Origin of the sequence: Aeromonas sp. HMWF015, from assembly GCF_963878965.1 — a bacterium.
Classification (GTDB): domain Bacteria; phylum Pseudomonadota; class Gammaproteobacteria; order Enterobacterales; family Aeromonadaceae; genus Aeromonas; species Aeromonas veronii.
Map to the genome: position 1 here is coordinate 1 of NZ_CAWNZT010000435.1, position 14,641 is coordinate 14,641.

Genomic DNA, 14,641 nt, shown 5'->3' on the forward strand with positions numbered 1-14,641 from the left:
ATTGAGGAGATCGTTTACGGTGAGTCATCGAAGACCATGGACTTCATGACGAAGGCCATTGACGAATTGCCTGACGAAGATCGGGCTGCACTTAGAAAGCTGATAAGGGGGTGGGTTCTGATAAGCCACAACGAGAAAATGGATGAATGAAAGTTTTTCCCGCCATATATGCAATAACCCATTGAAAAACATAAAAGATTAGCCCGCTGATGCGTCCGGCTCTCGGAGTCCAAGCCACAGTTAGAGTTCGTGGCTTCGCCGACCCCGAGGGTCGGGCCGTCCCCGCCCCCGGGGCGCGCAAGCGCATCCCCCAGGGCGTGTACGTCCCTACCCCTCCGAAGAAAGGCGAGCTACGTCTATCTGGTGCTGTTTGGTGGGGGTTCTGGGGGGATAGGTACGGCTGCGCATAATGCGGTTTATATTCAACGCCCCTTCGGGCGTCCTGCTGCTTCGCAGGTTAGCAGGCCGGCAGCGCTAAACATAAACACTGGACATTATGCGCAGTGTTGTCAGGCCCGTGGCTAGGGGTCAGGAACATAGCAACCGCAAGGGCTACAGCCGTGCCTGTGCTTTTTGAGTACCTCGCTAAAATGTCATACCAAGCCTGTTTTAGCTCGGGATCTTCTTCTCTGGCTGCTGCAAGGCTTAGCATGACTTCTTTGACATCAAGGCCGACAGCCTCGGCAATCTTTTTTGCTGTTGCATCAGTGAGTTGCGCTTTGCCTCTGGTAAAGCGTGATATGTGAGATTGCGTGAAACCCAAGTCAGCGGCGACTTCCTGAAACTGGGTGAATTTTTTGGCTCTCATGTAAGCCTCGATCAACGATTTAGAGTCCATTTTTCTTAACTCCTCACTTTATCAATGGCCGTATCATAACCATTTTTGGCCTAAAAAAGCCCGTTGAAACTTACTTGCGAAATTGATCAAATGCCACTTGCCAACCTAATCAAGTGATTGATCTATGACCTACTCTAGCCCACAAAACCAAGATCTGCCTGCGCTCATAGAGCGCAAGGTCTATTGGCAGGCTGAACCGACCGGCGATCTCTCCGCCTGTGTCGCGGGTCAGGTTGAGATGTTTCGGGATCTGCATGAGCTGCGGGTCTATCTGTCCATGACGTACCCCGATACCGTGTTCGAGCTGGTCGAAGTGACCGAGGACACATGGCAAGGTTTCTATGATCAGGGAGTCTTTTTCGATGACTGGTCATAATTCCGTGATGCCGATAAATAGCGTTATCGGCACCAAAACCCTGATCGATTATCTGTCCTTCACCTGGGCGCCGACCGAGTTGCGCCAGATGACCGAGCTTGCCAAACAAGGTGCGCTCTTGAAGGCTATCCCGCGCTTTGACACCAAGGTAAAAGCCCTGCAAGCGGCGTTCTCTGAGCCTGCTGTCGAGGGTCTGCGTTACCTGTGGAAGCGTCCGGTCGGTTTCGCTCCCCTCACCCACTTCGACAAGGTGTCAGAGCGGCTCTGTGAGAAGGCGCAGCGGTTGGGTGCAACCCCTGCCCCTACTGCGGCGCGTGTCTACGACAAGGCCACCGAGCGGTTGAGCCTCAAGGGTGTGGTCAAGTCCCCTGCCCCCGTCTTTACCCCTTCCATGACCGAAATGATGGAGCGGGCCTTGCACTCTAACTACCGTTCTCGGGCCGACATGCGCAAAGAGCTTAAAGCTGTCTGCGCATCCCTGCTCAAGTTCTCCCAGTTCGAGGTGGTCGAGGGTGCCAAGTATTGGGAAGCCTACAACGATTTGATCGACTGCTACGGGGTGCAATTTCTCGATGCCCTCTGCTGTTCCGAGATCGAACTGTGGCTGGAAGAACTGAACACCAAGATCGGGGTGCCTATCCCCGAGCCTCGTTTCACTATGCGCCCTCGCCGCTCCGGTCTGCATGGTTACGCCAACTCGGCCGACCTGCTGTGTGATGGCCTCCCCTGTGGCCTGATTGGTTGGGGGGCTGCCAACCACGGTTGCATGGTGAGTTTTTCCGGCGTGGGTTGTGCCGCCCTCGATATGCAGGCTTTGCACTCTGTTATCTCTCACATTCCGTCTGTTCGTATCACTCGGGTGGATTTGGCGCTCGATGACTACAGCGGTGAGGTGATCAGTTATCAGGGGGCCATTGATGGCGCTCAGGCTGGCGAGTTTCACCCAGAGCGGGGCCGTGCTCCAGCGTGGATGAAAATCGAATCCGGCGAGTTCGTCATATCCGAGATTGCCAAGGGCATCGTAAAGCGGTTTGGCATGGCACCGACCAAGGGCTGTTCTTTTTATGTGGGCAGCCGGATCAACGGTAAATGTGCTCGGGTATACGAAAAGGGTAAACAGATGCAATCGGCAGAGAACCCAAATTGGGTACGCGCCGAAGGCGAGTTACACAATAAAGACCGGATAATACCGCTCGATGTATTGATTAATCCCGACCCTTATTTCGCTGGGATGTATCCACAATTTGCCAAATGGCTTGATGCTATTAAACAGTCGGAATCTGTTCCGGTACGTGTGACCACGTTTAAAAACAAGTTCAAGACCAGTCGGGACAATGCAGTTTTTCATATGTCTCGGATGGCGGGCCGCCTTGTTAATTGGTTAGCAAGTGTTGAGGGGCTCGCCCCTGAAACGATTGTTCACCAATTAACAGCGCATCTTAAAGAAGATGATATTCCAGCGCGGTTAAGAATGCCGCTACCACCCGAGTTTATATCGGGTGAGCATTGTTTAGTTTGACCTATAAATCAGGTTCTTCAACGAGGTAAATATTATGTCCCTGCTCACTGGTGTTTTGGTAACTCGTGTTACTCATGGTTATGGTGTGTCCCGTAAATCTGGCGCTCCTGTCCCTTATGACTTCGCGCAAGTGGAATATCTGGCTCCGGCAAATAACGTCAATAAGCCCGAGTGCAATATCCACTCATGGGGTTATGAAGTTCGCCAACTGGCCCTTCGTAATGATGCGGCGACTATCAAAGAAATGGCCGACTGCCCCAAGCTGGTTGCCATTGATCTTGTGCTTGAAGCAGATCCCCAGAATCCGACCCGAAATGTGGTTGTTGGCTTCCAGCCTAACAAAAAGCCGGTATAACCGCCGCGCACCGAGGAGGAGGAGCGAGAGCGCGCAGCGAGCGACGACGAGGGCGCGATAATGCTTTGTCTAGATATTACCTCCGAGGGATATGCTCGATTATCCGAGGGGGATGCTTGTAAATATGTGCTCCTGACTGTGCAGGAGCATTCCAGACTCACGGATATATCAAACTGGTTCCAGTTCGATATATCCACTGTGGGGATTGCCTTTGGCTCTGGCCTTGCTGTCTGGGTCTTGGGTGTGAAATTGGGCGCGATTGCCCGTGTAATTGTTGGTGCAAAACGAGGATAAAATAATGAAAAAAGTATCAGGCTTGTTCCGTAATGCTTGCATTGCGGCTGTGTGTGGTCTGTCTGCCAATGCGGCAATGGCCGAGGGAACCGGACTTGCTGATGCAGCAGGTAAAGCGATGGAGGCCGCACAGGCTGACGTAACTGCCACCTCTCCCAAGGTGTTGCTGGTTGTCGCACTGGTGACCGCTACAGGTATCGTGATTTCCCTGATCCGTAAAGCCTAAACCATGTCCCTGCTTATCGGGACGCTCTGGTTTTTGTTCTTTGTCGAGGGATGGCGAACATCCTTCTCTATTTAAGGCGGCTCCGGTCGCCTTTTTTATATTGGGGGCTGTGTGCGCTTAGGTTGGCTTTTTCTGTTATTTCCATCGGCGGCATTTGCTATTGCGGGTTGTCCTGTCGGTGTGCAATTGGGTAACGTCACGATGGCAACTCCATTGCCTGTTTGTCTTAAATTTGAAGGCTCTCAGCTTGGTGGCTGTTTGGTTGCTTGTAATGGTGTGTGTGTAGAGTTGCCGCTGGCAAATACCAAGGGGCCAGTAGAGACTACCGGAACGGCTTGCAGTATTACCGAGAATGGTAGTGGCAACGGCGATTCAGATGGCAGTGGCAATACGCCAGATGAAGGCCCTTCTGGCACTAAACCGATTGCTGGCTGGCTTGATTTTGAACCAGTTATTGGTGATGCCACCGGAACATCTGTTTCGGGGGCTGTTGCTAAACTAAATAAAAACCTTGGTGTTGCTCTGCGTCAGGTTGTTGAAGGTTCTAAACAGGATTCTGGCAATCTTAATTCTATTGCTCATAGTGCCGAGTCATTTTCTCGGGATATGAAAACTGCGCTTTATCATCTTGAACGAACAGCTAACGAAACCTTTTATTCAAAAAGTACCCTCATGGATATCATGGGGCGTATTAATACGTCCAATGATTATTTAGAGAAGATCAGTAAACTTGATTCTTCCTCTGGGGCTGCTTCAGGTGCGGCTGGTACTGGCGGCAATCTTTCAAAGGAATTTGAGGATAAGCTTTTTGGCACTTTGGATTCCATGCGTTATGGCTCTTTGAATAACATTGATTTCAAGATGAGCGATGTTAAAGGCCATTTGGCTGCTATTGAGGGTGCTTTGGGTCGTAATGGCATGGCCGGTAATGTTTACGCCATACGTCAGCTGATGGAGCAAATGTCGTCAGGTTCTTCTGGTGGTGGATCAACGGGCGGTGGTTCTACTGGCGGCTCTACTGGTTCGCCCAATCAAGAACAGCTGTTCAATATGCTTGAGGCTATCAATGACAATATAAGCAGAACAGGCGGCACGACTGCCAATAACTCTAGTGATCTGTTGCAGGCTTTCTATGAGTTGCAGCGCCAGCTGGCATCCGGCGAGGCTGGCGGTGGCTCTGGTGGTGATGGTTCCAGTATTGATTACTCCAAGCTGCCAGGCTCTGGGGATAACCCGCTTTCTGTGAAAGAGGCTAAGTATTCTTCAACATGTTCTGGTAATGACTGTTTCTTTGATGTGGCAGCCATTCAAAAGAAACTGGATGAGGCAAACAAGGCCATCTCTGATAAATACAAAGATATTGGCGATGAAGTCAGGGATATTTTTGATTTTCAGCTTTCCGGCTCTGCTGGGGTTATCGAGTGCTTCGACTTCTTCACTTATGGCGGAAAAGACTATCGCGTTTGTCCACCTGCAAAAGAATATTGGAACATCATCGCCGCACTGATGATGTTTATTTTCTACTTCATTGCGTTCGCAATTGTATTTAAGAGGTAACACGTCATGGAATGGCTTGGTGAGTTCTTTAATTCGTTCTTCAACGATATATATCAACTGGCGGTGCAGTTCGGTGCATGGCTGGCAATCAGAATGGCGGTGCAATGGGTTGAGTTTAAGTTGTTTATGCTCACCTTCACATGGGACGTTGCCAAGCAGATTTTGGTGAACGTTCACTTTAGTGAAATGATCTCCCAATCCTTTAATGCCCTCCCCGCCGACTTTCGCTCGATGCTGCTCTTTATCCATCTGGATAAGGGGCTCGCCATCCTGACGCAAGCCTTCGTTACTCGCTTCCTGCTGAACATTATGGGGTGGTAAATGTCCATCAAGATCCACCACGGGGCGCCAGGCTCTTACAAATCATCAGGGGCTATCCACACCGATGTGATCCCCGCCATCAAGGCAGGCCGCCACATCATCACCAACGTTCGCGGGTTCACCGCCGAACGCTGCAAAGAGGTACTGGGTAAGGCTGTGCCCGATGAGTTCAAGGTGACTTACATCGACACGGAAGCCCAAGAGGGCCGCGACCACTTGGCCCGCTTCTACCACTGGGCACCGAAGGGGGTGTTCTTTCTGGTCGATGAAGTGCAGCGGATCTTTCCGCCTGCATGGCGACAGAGCGACCTAGACCGACTCGATTATCCGGGTGGGCCGGAAGTCGCCAAGGCTGACGGGCGACCGGAAACCATAGACGTTGCCTTTGATATGCACCGTCACCACAACTGGGATTTTGTCTTTACCACCCCGAACATCAAGAAGGTTCACGCCGTGATCAGGGCCGCGTCAGAGACGGCGATCAGACACACCAATATGAAGATATTGGGCTTTGGGAAGCGTTACAAAACCGTCTTGCATCTGGCAGACAACAGCGGCGCGTCCATGTCCGATGTATTGCAGGCCAAGCCATTCAACAAGGTGCCCAACTATGTTTTCAAACTCTACGACTCAACTACAACAGGCCAAGTCACGGATACAATCGCGGGTAGCTCGATTCTGCGAGATCCTAAAATTCTGTTTTTTCTGGGTGTTATTGGATTCTGTCTCTATTTTGGCCTCATCAAGCCGGAATTTATTGATAAGCCTAGTAAGGCCCCTGTGCCCTCTCCTGCCGCTTCTGCGACTACTGGGGCGGTGGGTGCTTCGCCCACTGCTGGGGTACGTCCTAGCGGCGCTCCTGTTGCGTCTGATAGCGGGGTTCTTTCTGTAGGGCCGTTTGCGGGGCACAAGCTGATCATCAGCTGTCATGTTTTGGTAAAGGATGAACGGGGATCATATCGGGTCGAGTATTGCTTTGCCCTGCGCAAGGGTGACGATGTGCAACCTGTTTACAGTGACGACTGGCCGGATCAACTGGCTAGTGTAGATGCTATGAGCGCCTGCCATGCTGTGGTGAAGTATCAGGGCAAGCCTGTTGACGTTTACTGTGATCCAGAGGGTGACGCCCTGCGCCGTAAATACAATGCTGCCCTCTTTGCTGGCGGTGATACCAAAAACAAACCAAGTGATGACCGGACATAATTAGAGCCGGCTCTGAAGTACAGCATCTTTTCGCTGTACTGAACGAGCTGGCGGGCAAGCGATAGCGCGGCAGTTTTATGCTAACTGCGTAACGCGGATATTTATGTTAAATATGGCTGTTAATGCCACAAAGAACAGGGGCGGTAGCCCCTACAAGCCGCCCTCTGCTGTCCATTTGACCTCCAAATGCCTCGCGGCGGAACACGCCCATCTACCCCAGAGACTGGATCCCCCCCTTCCCTGCTAAACCGGCTTTTAAGGCTTTCCAACATTGAGGGAAGGAAACGCTACAGCGCACTAAAGAGGGATTTTTGATTTTTAAAAAGGGGTGATTTTATTGGGAATTAACTCGAATCTTTCTGAATGCTTGTCATGTTTAAAGATATTTATATGTCCCAGCTTTTTTTTGTTTTCTTTGATTATGTCTTTAATTTGATTCGTAGTTCTTTCGCTGGCCTCGCAGCCAATAAATATTGATGAAATATGTTTTTCAGATATTATTTTTAAAACACTGACTTCATCAATCGTGCTAAGAAATTCTAAAAGTCCATTATTTTCGGTCTTTTGGGGGTAATAAATCCCATCTTTCTTTTTAAGTTGTCCACGTGCTATTGCACTTCTGATAACGAAGTAATTGTCGCTTTCATTTTTTACTGATGGTTCTTTAATTAATAGTTTGTCATACAATTCTATTGGTACTATGCATCTATGTTCTTTTTCATAAAGCCAGTCATCACTTTTGGTAGTCAGTGTCTTTAATAACACTGCCTTTAATAATCCGTAACTATCTGTTGCGCTGAATTTTTCTGTATATATATCAAATCTAGTTCTATCATAGTTTACTTTTAATGGCTTTTTTATGAGTAGATTATTTGTGGTGAATTTGTTTTTGTCTGATGTCATTAAAAATTTTTCATCGTATCCAATACAAACACCTTTGTGGTTATTCCCGTAGTGAGCCCACATCAATAAATTGCTATGACTTTCAGTTAAAGATATTATCCCTAATGTCGATATTAAATGTTCGCATGTTCTCTTTATGTCCTCAGTATACGTTTTGTCTATTTCTTCTAGTGTTAAATCTTTGAATTGCGTTAGGATTAGATCTGAAATTGTTTTTTCAAATGGATCATTTAAATGGATCGGTGATGATAGTTTAATTGTTGGTTCTAATATGAGGCTTTCGAAAAAGCTGCTGTAATATTTGTAATAAATAGTCATAGTTTAGTCCCCCCCCGTGTAGTAATACGGGGGGAATTCTACCTCTACCCCTCCCCCTTCGGAACCCCTCTTTTTTGTGTCTTAAGTCAATAAAAAGGGGGCCTGAGCCCCCTGAGGTTGATTTAACAATGTGATGTAGCTAAAGATCGTTGAAGCTCAAGATACCTTGAAGTACTGTTGCGTTCGCATCTAAGTGTTCGCAAGTGACAAGAGAGTCATTGAGCACGATTGCTTCTTGTAGCTCATGGCCATCAAACCAGCAGCACATCAAACGTCTGCTGTGAGCTGCACCAATGACTGTCATACAGGGCCCATCAGTGTCTCTTAACTGAACGTAGTCACCTATCCTGAAGCTCATAGCTACTCCTTACTTGATCTAGATCAAGCGCAATTTCACTAATTAATAGACGCAAATGGAAAGCGCTGCAAGTATTCGCTACCTAAAAATCACGTCATCTATCCCCATTCTCTTAGCTGATTCCTAGCTTCTTTCTCCAGTAGTACGCTGCCATCTGCCGTTCGGATCTCTCCGCTTGGATGATGGCTATGGCCTCCAGCCTTCGCCTGTCGTAGGTGACTCCTGTCGGTGATACAAGGCAATCATTCTTCATACGCCAGCCTTCCCACTCCTTCCAGATAGTGGGCAACTCTCTACCCGAAGCCATACGCATCAGCCGTTTATAGGCAGGTGGGATCTCTTTGCCCTTATCCCAATATGTGACCTGCCTCACAGAAACAAAACAAAGATTGGCCGTCTCTTCAATTGATAAACCGCACTCAAACCAACGAAAAATGAAGTTTTTGGTCAACTCTCGTTCCATCCAAGTAAATACCTGATAAACCAGCAAAATTGCGTGGATTGGCTTATCGGCGAGTTTCGGATGGGCATTTAACAAAACGTCGCATTATGCGCAATGACGGATGCAGGAGGACGGAATGAAGAGAACTGAGCAATGGAGCCGTTTTGATGCGGTTGACTGCTTGGCCACTGAGGCCGATATGGTTGCTTATCTGCAAGCAGCGCTTGAAGATGGCGATCCAGCGCTACTGACTGCAGCGTTTGATGATGTGGAGCGTGCTCGCGCTAAACTACGTGGCAAACCGCGCTACACACTGGAAGAACTGCTGGCCCAGTGTGATCCCAATGCCACCAACAGTTAAAGATCATTCACCTGATTGGTTGGTCAGTGCATCTGGCGGCAGTTCGCCCAAGTCGGGCTCACACTCCTCGGTGATAACATCCTCGCGCTCAGTCAGAAAATCTGCGGATGCCGGTTCGGAATCAAAAAAACTGTCCCAGTCACGTGAGCCTGACGGCTCAGGTATAGGCCTGCGTTGTGTAAGAGCCGACAGCGCCTCATCCAGTCTATAAGACCGGCCTTGCTCGATGTCGGCAATGGCCAGCTCAAGCAACTGACGCAGCGGATCGAAAACATTAGCTTCAGGTTTCATGGTTTCTCCGTTGCGTCGTTGGCATATTGCGGTCAGGCCTGCTCTAGATTCAATTCTTGAAGATACTTGAGGCGTGTGAGTAAGACATTCATGAATGTTGGGTTGAGCAAGAAACTCATGAATAGTTCATGCTGCTGACCGATAGTAAACGTGCCATTGCCAAAGCACCCCATGTTTACATAGGTTGCAGCTAGCATAGCTATGTCATCAACCAGCTCATCGCCATCGCTACCTTTTTCAACATGCTGAGACAACGAGTAGTCCACGATCGGCACGATATAACTAAAGTCATCGTCTGGTTCAGGTAATGTTGCAAATAGGCTAAGCAGTGGCTCCTGGACATGAACCAAATCATGGATCACTGAGTTCGTCCATGCACCGCGCTCGATCTCTTGCTGTTTTTTTACTCGTGCAGCCTTGGCCTTGTTTTTAGCTCTCAGCTGTCGTTTTGGTAATTTGGTAGCCATATCCTGAGCTCCTTTGTGATGAGCTCCATATGGTGAACTGGGTATAAATAGATCGCAAGTGAGAGCAGATGCCGATAACCATGTTTATCGGCATCATTGTCAGAGATAACAAGCCTTGTTGAAAACAGTAGCCCGCAGCCTTTCCTTAGCTTAAAGGTTCGGAAATCGATCAGGATCGAGGCTACACACAGACCTCCAGCGATCTGACTGCCCAAAGCAGAAGGACGATATCTGGTTGATTCCCCCTGCAGATGCTCTTGCAGCGATAACAGAATAACACAGTCAACCGCCCTGCCCCACATCACCGAAATGTCCCATTTTGAGACAAAAGTCCACTATTAAATCAATACGTTGTGCGGAATCCCCCTCACTAATTGAACGTTATATTTGATTTTCACAGTTATAACCCTCGTTATTACAATGAATATTCTTAGAAATATCTGTCCCCTACTTGAGAGGTCTCTTTCTAGAAATATTGATACTCCTTCTTGTAAAGCAGCCATAAAAATGCCGATTATCGCGATAGATTCCCCTCCCCTTAATCCTCACGGCTTATTGTTGTGGCTGGCATGATTGCGACTTTTTTGGAAGTCGGGTCAATTCATATTCAAGGCACGTTTGGCGATGGCCAATGTGGGTGGCTGGCAGGTCAAGTAGAGGTTGCTGTTGAACTGCTGCAATATACGTTTGAGCTCGTTCATATCATCGGGATGGAGGGTTAAGGACCAGAGTGCTCTGGGCTGGCCATGATGGAGGCCATTGGTATAGATAATGGTGCAATCTTCGATACGCAACTCTTTGCAGTGGGCCTCCATCTGCAGGCCCACATCCGGAAACCAGATATGCAGTGTGCCTGAAGAGATAAAGGTGAACTGGGCCATGAGCGACCCTTTGCCAACGATCCTGAAGGTCTTTTCCACCACTGCCACTTGCATACCCGCTCCTTGGTATTTCGTTGATATTGATATCAATATCAATATCAATATCAATATCACCAATGATGACTGGATATGCAAGTGTGATAACAAGGCGCTGTTCAACCGAATATGATTGCTTCCGGTATGTTACTTAGCTTTCGGCATCGGGTGGTCTCGGTGTTTCAGCAAGCAATTTCGCTTTTTGCTTCTCTGCTACGGGATAAATATGTATGCCGCAGATGGCAAGGTACCTGTTCTGAATCATCCTTGTGAGCCAAAAATATTTCCTGAACCGATTGCCATCCAGAGAAGTACAACATTGCCGCGCCAACTTCTATGACACCCCAAACAAGCCATTCTGTGTTCTAAGAGCAGTCAATACAAATCAGGGTCATGTCACATTGTTCGTTAGCTTTTGTGAACGTTATCTCTCATTTGTTGGTTCAGTCGGTCCAGCGGCTTTTGCTGGGCGCTCTCATGTCGTTCACTGTTGCTGGTGTGCAGGTATTTCGAAGTGGTGTCGATGCTGTCATGTCCTGCATCGGCCTGTACGTGGGAGAGCGGTCGCCCGTGCAGATTGATGTCATGGGTGATCCCGGTATGGCGGATCGCATGGGGAGAGAGTTGCCGCATTTCGGCTGCATCCTGGGCAAATCCATCCTGCTCTGCCAATTCTGCCCCTTTACCGATGATCACCATGATCAAATCCCGTAGCTGGCGAATGCCGAGGTTGGCGTTGATCTCCCCCTGCTCGCGGCCGTGGGCTGCCGCTTTATGGCGAACGAACAGTGGCGTCTGTTCATCCGGTGTCGGCAAGGGAGAGAGACCGAGGAAGCGGCGGTAGCGTTCGAGTGCCGCCAACAGTGCTTGGGATACCGCTACGGTACGCCGTTTGCCCCCTTTGCTTTGCGGAATAAAGTAGCCCCAGACGCCGGTTTTGCGATCCCGCCTGAACTGCCCCATCACAGGGGTAAAGCCCGGCCGGGCTGCAACTTCAGAGATTCGCAGATAGCAGGCATACATCAGAATGGTTAGAAAACGGCTGCGCTCGTGCTGCTCCGGATGGTCGTTGGCAAGGGTATCAGCAGCCTGCATCACGTATGACCACTGCAACTCGCTGAAGGCCTGCACCTCTTCATCTGCCTCCTGCTGTTGCGGCCGTTTGACCCGCTGCAGTAGCAGAGCGGGATTCCTGTCCATGTACTCCTCCTGGATCAGAAACTGGAAGAAGGCCGACAAGATGGCGAGCTTGGTCTTCATCGCCTGCTCGCTCAGGCGATAGGGCAAGGAGCGGCCCAGTTCCCGTTTGCCCAAAAACGGACGCCATTGCGGGTTGGGCAACCGCTCTCCCCACTCCTTGTCGAGGATAAACTGCGCTACGTTGCGATAGGCGATCAACTCGTCAGGGGGGGACTGACAGTAGTCGAGATAGCGGATCATGATGCGGCGAGTGAGATCTTTCGGGCTGATGGCCGCCTCGCGAAAGCACCAGTGCAAAAAAGTGGTCAGTTCGCTGCGATAGGTTTTGTAGTTGTTTTCGCTGTTGCGCTGCTCCAGCAGCCAATCGACCGCCAGTTCGTAAACCAGACCGGCATCGGGTACATCGTTGAGGCTGAGGTTGGCAAGGTACTGATTGACCTGAGAATTGCCAGCTTCCAGATAGATAAGGCTGTCAAACAGCGGCATGGCTGGCGGTAAGGATAATGGTTGTTGAGTCATGGTGTTGCTTGTTGATGCTGAGATGAATCGATATGAGCCTGTGAGCCGAGTTGATAGAAAAGGGCTCGTGATAGATGAATGCGGCTTCTGTTGGGATTGGTACTGCCTCTTGTTGTTGCTGATTAAGGTAACCGGGAGCGATCTGGATAACGTTCTCTCCACTGTTTGCTCATTATTTCCTCATAGATCTGGCTGATGTCGTTCAGTGGTGCACGCTATTCAGTTATGCATTGGATATGCACCGTTGTTAAAAAATTCTCGGGGTAAATAGCCGTAAAAGTGGTTTTAAATGCAAGTAAAGTGAATGATGAAAGCTGTTTATCCCGAGAAATAGCAGGCTTGGGCAATCAGGCCACCTGCTTGAGTGGCTTCTCCTTGCGCTTGACTGCTGGAGCCTCTTCCTCTTTCGTGCCTGCCTGAACCTTGCCGCCGCGCAGCAGGGTTTGCAGCACATCGCGCTGCTCTGCCAGGTAGAATGCCAGACTCTCTTGCTGTTCTGGTGCCAGCTCGATCGGGGCGCCAGCCAACAGGGTCATCAACTCATCGGCCGTATCCAGCAGCTTGTCATAGGCATCGGCCTCTTTTTTGCTGGCAAAGGTCATTTTTTCCACTCCCCCACGAACAACCACATATTTGATCTCGACAGCCATGATGGCCTCCTCTTGGTGATGATGGATAGAGTATATGTACGGATATACAGTATTGCAAATAACCTCATCGGAAAAGAGTTCGCCGGGGTTTAGCGACAAAAGCCGCGCTGGATCAAGCTGTCTCAAAGTGCCATTTGACTTCCACGCCTGACTGGTCGGATCATGGCCTTATGACGATCGTACGACACCTGTTTATCCTGCTGATGGTTGAGGTGCTGCTCCTCGGGAGCATCGCCCACCTGGTCGTGGGACTTCCCTGGTTGCTAACCCTGCTGTTTGTGGTGTTTGCCCTACTGGGTTTGCGCTGTCTGGTGGTGCTCGGCAGCTGGCTGTTTACCCGCTTCTACCCCTCCCCGGCTATCGGCCCCTGGCGCAGGGTGAAGATGATGGCGCAGGAGATGTTGGCCTACCTCTACACCTTCACCTTGTTGCTACCGTTCGAGCCTTTGCTGATGGCACCCGATCGGCTGCGTCCATGCCAGCGCCCCGTATTGCTGGTGCATGGTTACGGTTGCAGTCGCGGGATCTGGCGCACCCAGCGTACCCGAATGGAGACTGTAGGCCATGTGGTCGCCACCATTACCCTGATGCCACCATTTGGTCATATCGATGAGATGGTGCCGCTACTGGCCAAGCGAATTGACGATGTGCTCGCGCAAACCGGGGCTGACAAGCTGGTGCTGGTCGGTCACAGCATGGGGGGGCTCGTCTGCCGCGACTATCTGGCTATCCATGGGGGTGACAAGGTCGCGCGCCTGATCACGCTGGCTACGCCTCATCAGGGCAGTCAGCTTGCCGCCCTTGGGCTTGGGGCCAATGCCCGCGAGATGGAACCCGGTTCCGGCTGGTTGCAGCGTTTCGCCTCGGTTCCTCTCTGCGTACCCGGCATCTCGGTGCGCACCAGTCACGACAATGTGGTGATGCCGCAGGAGCGGCAACGATTGGCGGGAATGGAAGATATCGAGTTGCCCGCCATTGGCCATCTCTCTCTGCTCTACTCCCGTCGTACGACAGATCTGCTGCTTGATCTGCTGTCCCGAGTCTGACTCTCCTTATTCGTCCTTCAACTGTTATTCCAAATAAAACAGGGGCCTGATTGCTCAGGCCCCTGTTGATCTCTTTATCCCATCACCTGGTTAGAAGTGGATACCCTTGATCAGGGTCGAGACGGCAACCTGATCGGCGGTCGCTTTGGACTTGTCGCCGTCCTTGGGATCGGCAAAGGTGCGGAAGCTGGTGTTCATGATGACCTGGGCGACGCGCGGTGCCAGGGCATGCACCACCTGACCAAACACCCCGAGGCGTGTGGCCAGTCGCACATGCTTGTTGATGATGGTATCGCACACCAGATCGGCCGCCTCTTCCGGCGTCATCATCGGTACCTGCTCATAGACCTTGGTCGGCGCGACCATCGGTGTTTTCACCAGCGGCATATTGATGATGGAGAAGCTGACCCCTTTATCGGCAAACTCGGAGGCGGCGGTACGCACCCAGGCATCGAGGGCCGACTTGGAGGCAACATAGGC

General features: G+C 50.4%; 18 protein-coding genes and 1 pseudogene. 9 read left to right on the forward strand and 10 right to left on the reverse strand.

What is annotated here, in order from left to right; genetic code table 11:
- Positions 1-457: 457 nt before the first annotated feature.
- A complete protein-coding gene (locus AACS18_RS22505; protein ID WP_108613369.1) occupies positions 458-838 on the reverse strand; it encodes a DUF3693 domain-containing protein in 381 nt (126 codons plus the stop codon).
- 124 nt (positions 839-962) lie between these two features.
- Between AACS18_RS22505 and AACS18_RS22510 the strand changes: the two genes are divergently transcribed.
- The 7 genes from AACS18_RS22510 (at position 963) to AACS18_RS22540 (ending at position 6,689) form a co-directional block, all read left to right on the forward strand.
- Positions 963-1,214, forward strand: coding sequence for a hypothetical protein (locus tag AACS18_RS22510; RefSeq protein WP_019446385.1), 252 nt, complete (start codon positions 963-965; stop codon positions 1,212-1,214).
- Positions 1,201-2,733 (forward strand): replication initiation factor domain-containing protein, encoded by a 1,533-nt coding sequence (locus AACS18_RS22515; RefSeq protein ID WP_108613370.1) that lies wholly within the window; start codon positions 1,201-1,203, stop codon positions 2,731-2,733. The genes AACS18_RS22510 and AACS18_RS22515 overlap by 14 nt, the downstream gene beginning before the upstream one ends.
- A 34-nt stretch (positions 2,734-2,767) precedes the next feature.
- Complete coding sequence (locus tag AACS18_RS22520; protein ID WP_023583768.1) at positions 2,768-3,088, forward strand: hypothetical protein; 321 nt, start codon at positions 2,768-2,770, stop codon at positions 3,086-3,088.
- Positions 3,089-3,386: 298 nt separating this feature from the next.
- Positions 3,387-3,608: a Flexible pilin gene (locus AACS18_RS22525; RefSeq protein ID WP_069526816.1), complete on the forward strand. Its 222-nt coding sequence runs from the start codon at positions 3,387-3,389 to the stop codon at positions 3,606-3,608.
- A gap of 111 nt (positions 3,609-3,719) precedes the next feature.
- Complete coding sequence (locus AACS18_RS22530; protein ID WP_146184822.1) at positions 3,720-5,165, forward strand: hypothetical protein; 1,446 nt, start codon at positions 3,720-3,722, stop codon at positions 5,163-5,165.
- Positions 5,166-5,171: 6 nt separating this feature from the next.
- Positions 5,172-5,486: a DUF2523 family protein gene (locus AACS18_RS22535; protein ID WP_019446390.1), complete on the forward strand. Its 315-nt coding sequence runs from the start codon at positions 5,172-5,174 to the stop codon at positions 5,484-5,486.
- Positions 5,487-6,689, forward strand: coding sequence for a zonular occludens toxin family protein (locus AACS18_RS22540; RefSeq protein ID WP_108613372.1), 1,203 nt, complete (start codon positions 5,487-5,489; stop codon positions 6,687-6,689).
- Positions 6,690-7,007: 318 nt separating this feature from the next.
- Here AACS18_RS22540 and AACS18_RS22545 read toward each other — a convergent pair whose 3' ends face one another.
- The 3 genes from AACS18_RS22545 to AACS18_RS22550 all read right to left on the reverse strand — a co-directional run bounded on the left by AACS18_RS22545 (position 7,008) and on the right by AACS18_RS22550 (position 8,806).
- Entirely contained in the window at positions 7,008-7,910 is a 903-nt protein-coding gene (locus AACS18_RS22545; protein ID WP_108613373.1) for a DUF2971 domain-containing protein, read from the reverse strand.
- A gap of 139 nt (positions 7,911-8,049) precedes the next feature.
- Positions 8,050-8,268 (reverse strand): YodC family protein, encoded by a 219-nt coding sequence (locus tag AACS18_RS23745; RefSeq protein WP_108613374.1) that lies wholly within the window; start codon positions 8,266-8,268, stop codon positions 8,050-8,052.
- Between the two features lie 112 nt (positions 8,269-8,380).
- Positions 8,381-8,806 carry a DUF3653 domain-containing protein gene (locus tag AACS18_RS22550; protein ID WP_258228798.1) on the reverse strand — a complete coding sequence of 142 codons (426 nt, stop codon included), beginning with the start codon at positions 8,804-8,806 and terminating at the stop codon, positions 8,381-8,383.
- A 40-nt stretch (positions 8,807-8,846) separates the two neighbouring features.
- Here AACS18_RS22550 and AACS18_RS22555 point away from each other — a divergent pair, with 40 nt between their 5' ends.
- Positions 8,847-9,071, forward strand: coding sequence for a helix-turn-helix domain-containing transcriptional regulator (locus AACS18_RS22555; RefSeq protein ID WP_005905097.1), 225 nt, complete (start codon positions 8,847-8,849; stop codon positions 9,069-9,071).
- Positions 9,072-9,074: 3 nt separating this feature from the next.
- On the opposite strand, the gene AACS18_RS22560 is transcribed toward AACS18_RS22555, so the two are convergent.
- From AACS18_RS22560 to AACS18_RS22580, 5 genes are all read right to left on the reverse strand, one after another.
- A complete protein-coding gene (locus AACS18_RS22560) occupies positions 9,075-9,362 on the reverse strand; it encodes a hypothetical protein (protein WP_108613375.1) in 288 nt (95 codons plus the stop codon).
- 32 nt (positions 9,363-9,394) lie between these two features.
- A complete protein-coding gene (locus tag AACS18_RS22565) occupies positions 9,395-9,829 on the reverse strand; it encodes a hypothetical protein (protein ID WP_106844619.1) in 435 nt (144 codons plus the stop codon).
- A 596-nt stretch (positions 9,830-10,425) separates the two neighbouring features.
- Complete coding sequence (locus AACS18_RS22570) at positions 10,426-10,764, reverse strand: hypothetical protein (RefSeq protein WP_005333109.1); 339 nt, start codon at positions 10,762-10,764, stop codon at positions 10,426-10,428.
- 390 nt (positions 10,765-11,154) lie between these two features.
- On the reverse strand, positions 11,155-12,432 hold the full coding sequence (locus AACS18_RS22575) for a tyrosine-type recombinase/integrase (protein WP_181363358.1): 1,278 nt from the start codon (positions 12,430-12,432) through the stop codon (positions 11,155-11,157).
- A 380-nt stretch (positions 12,433-12,812) separates the two neighbouring features.
- Complete coding sequence (locus AACS18_RS22580) at positions 12,813-13,115, reverse strand: YebG family protein (RefSeq protein ID WP_108613377.1); 303 nt, start codon at positions 13,113-13,115, stop codon at positions 12,813-12,815.
- 170 nt (positions 13,116-13,285) lie between these two features.
- Between AACS18_RS22580 and AACS18_RS22585 the strand changes: the two genes are divergently transcribed.
- Positions 13,286-14,161 carry an esterase/lipase family protein gene (locus tag AACS18_RS22585; protein WP_108613378.1) on the forward strand — a complete coding sequence of 292 codons (876 nt, stop codon included), beginning with the start codon at positions 13,286-13,288 and terminating at the stop codon, positions 14,159-14,161.
- A gap of 90 nt (positions 14,162-14,251) precedes the next feature.
- On the opposite strand, the pseudogene AACS18_RS22590 reads toward AACS18_RS22585, so the two are convergent.
- Positions 14,252-14,641: pseudogene (locus AACS18_RS22590) on the reverse strand (SDR family NAD(P)-dependent oxidoreductase); the annotation flags it as partial.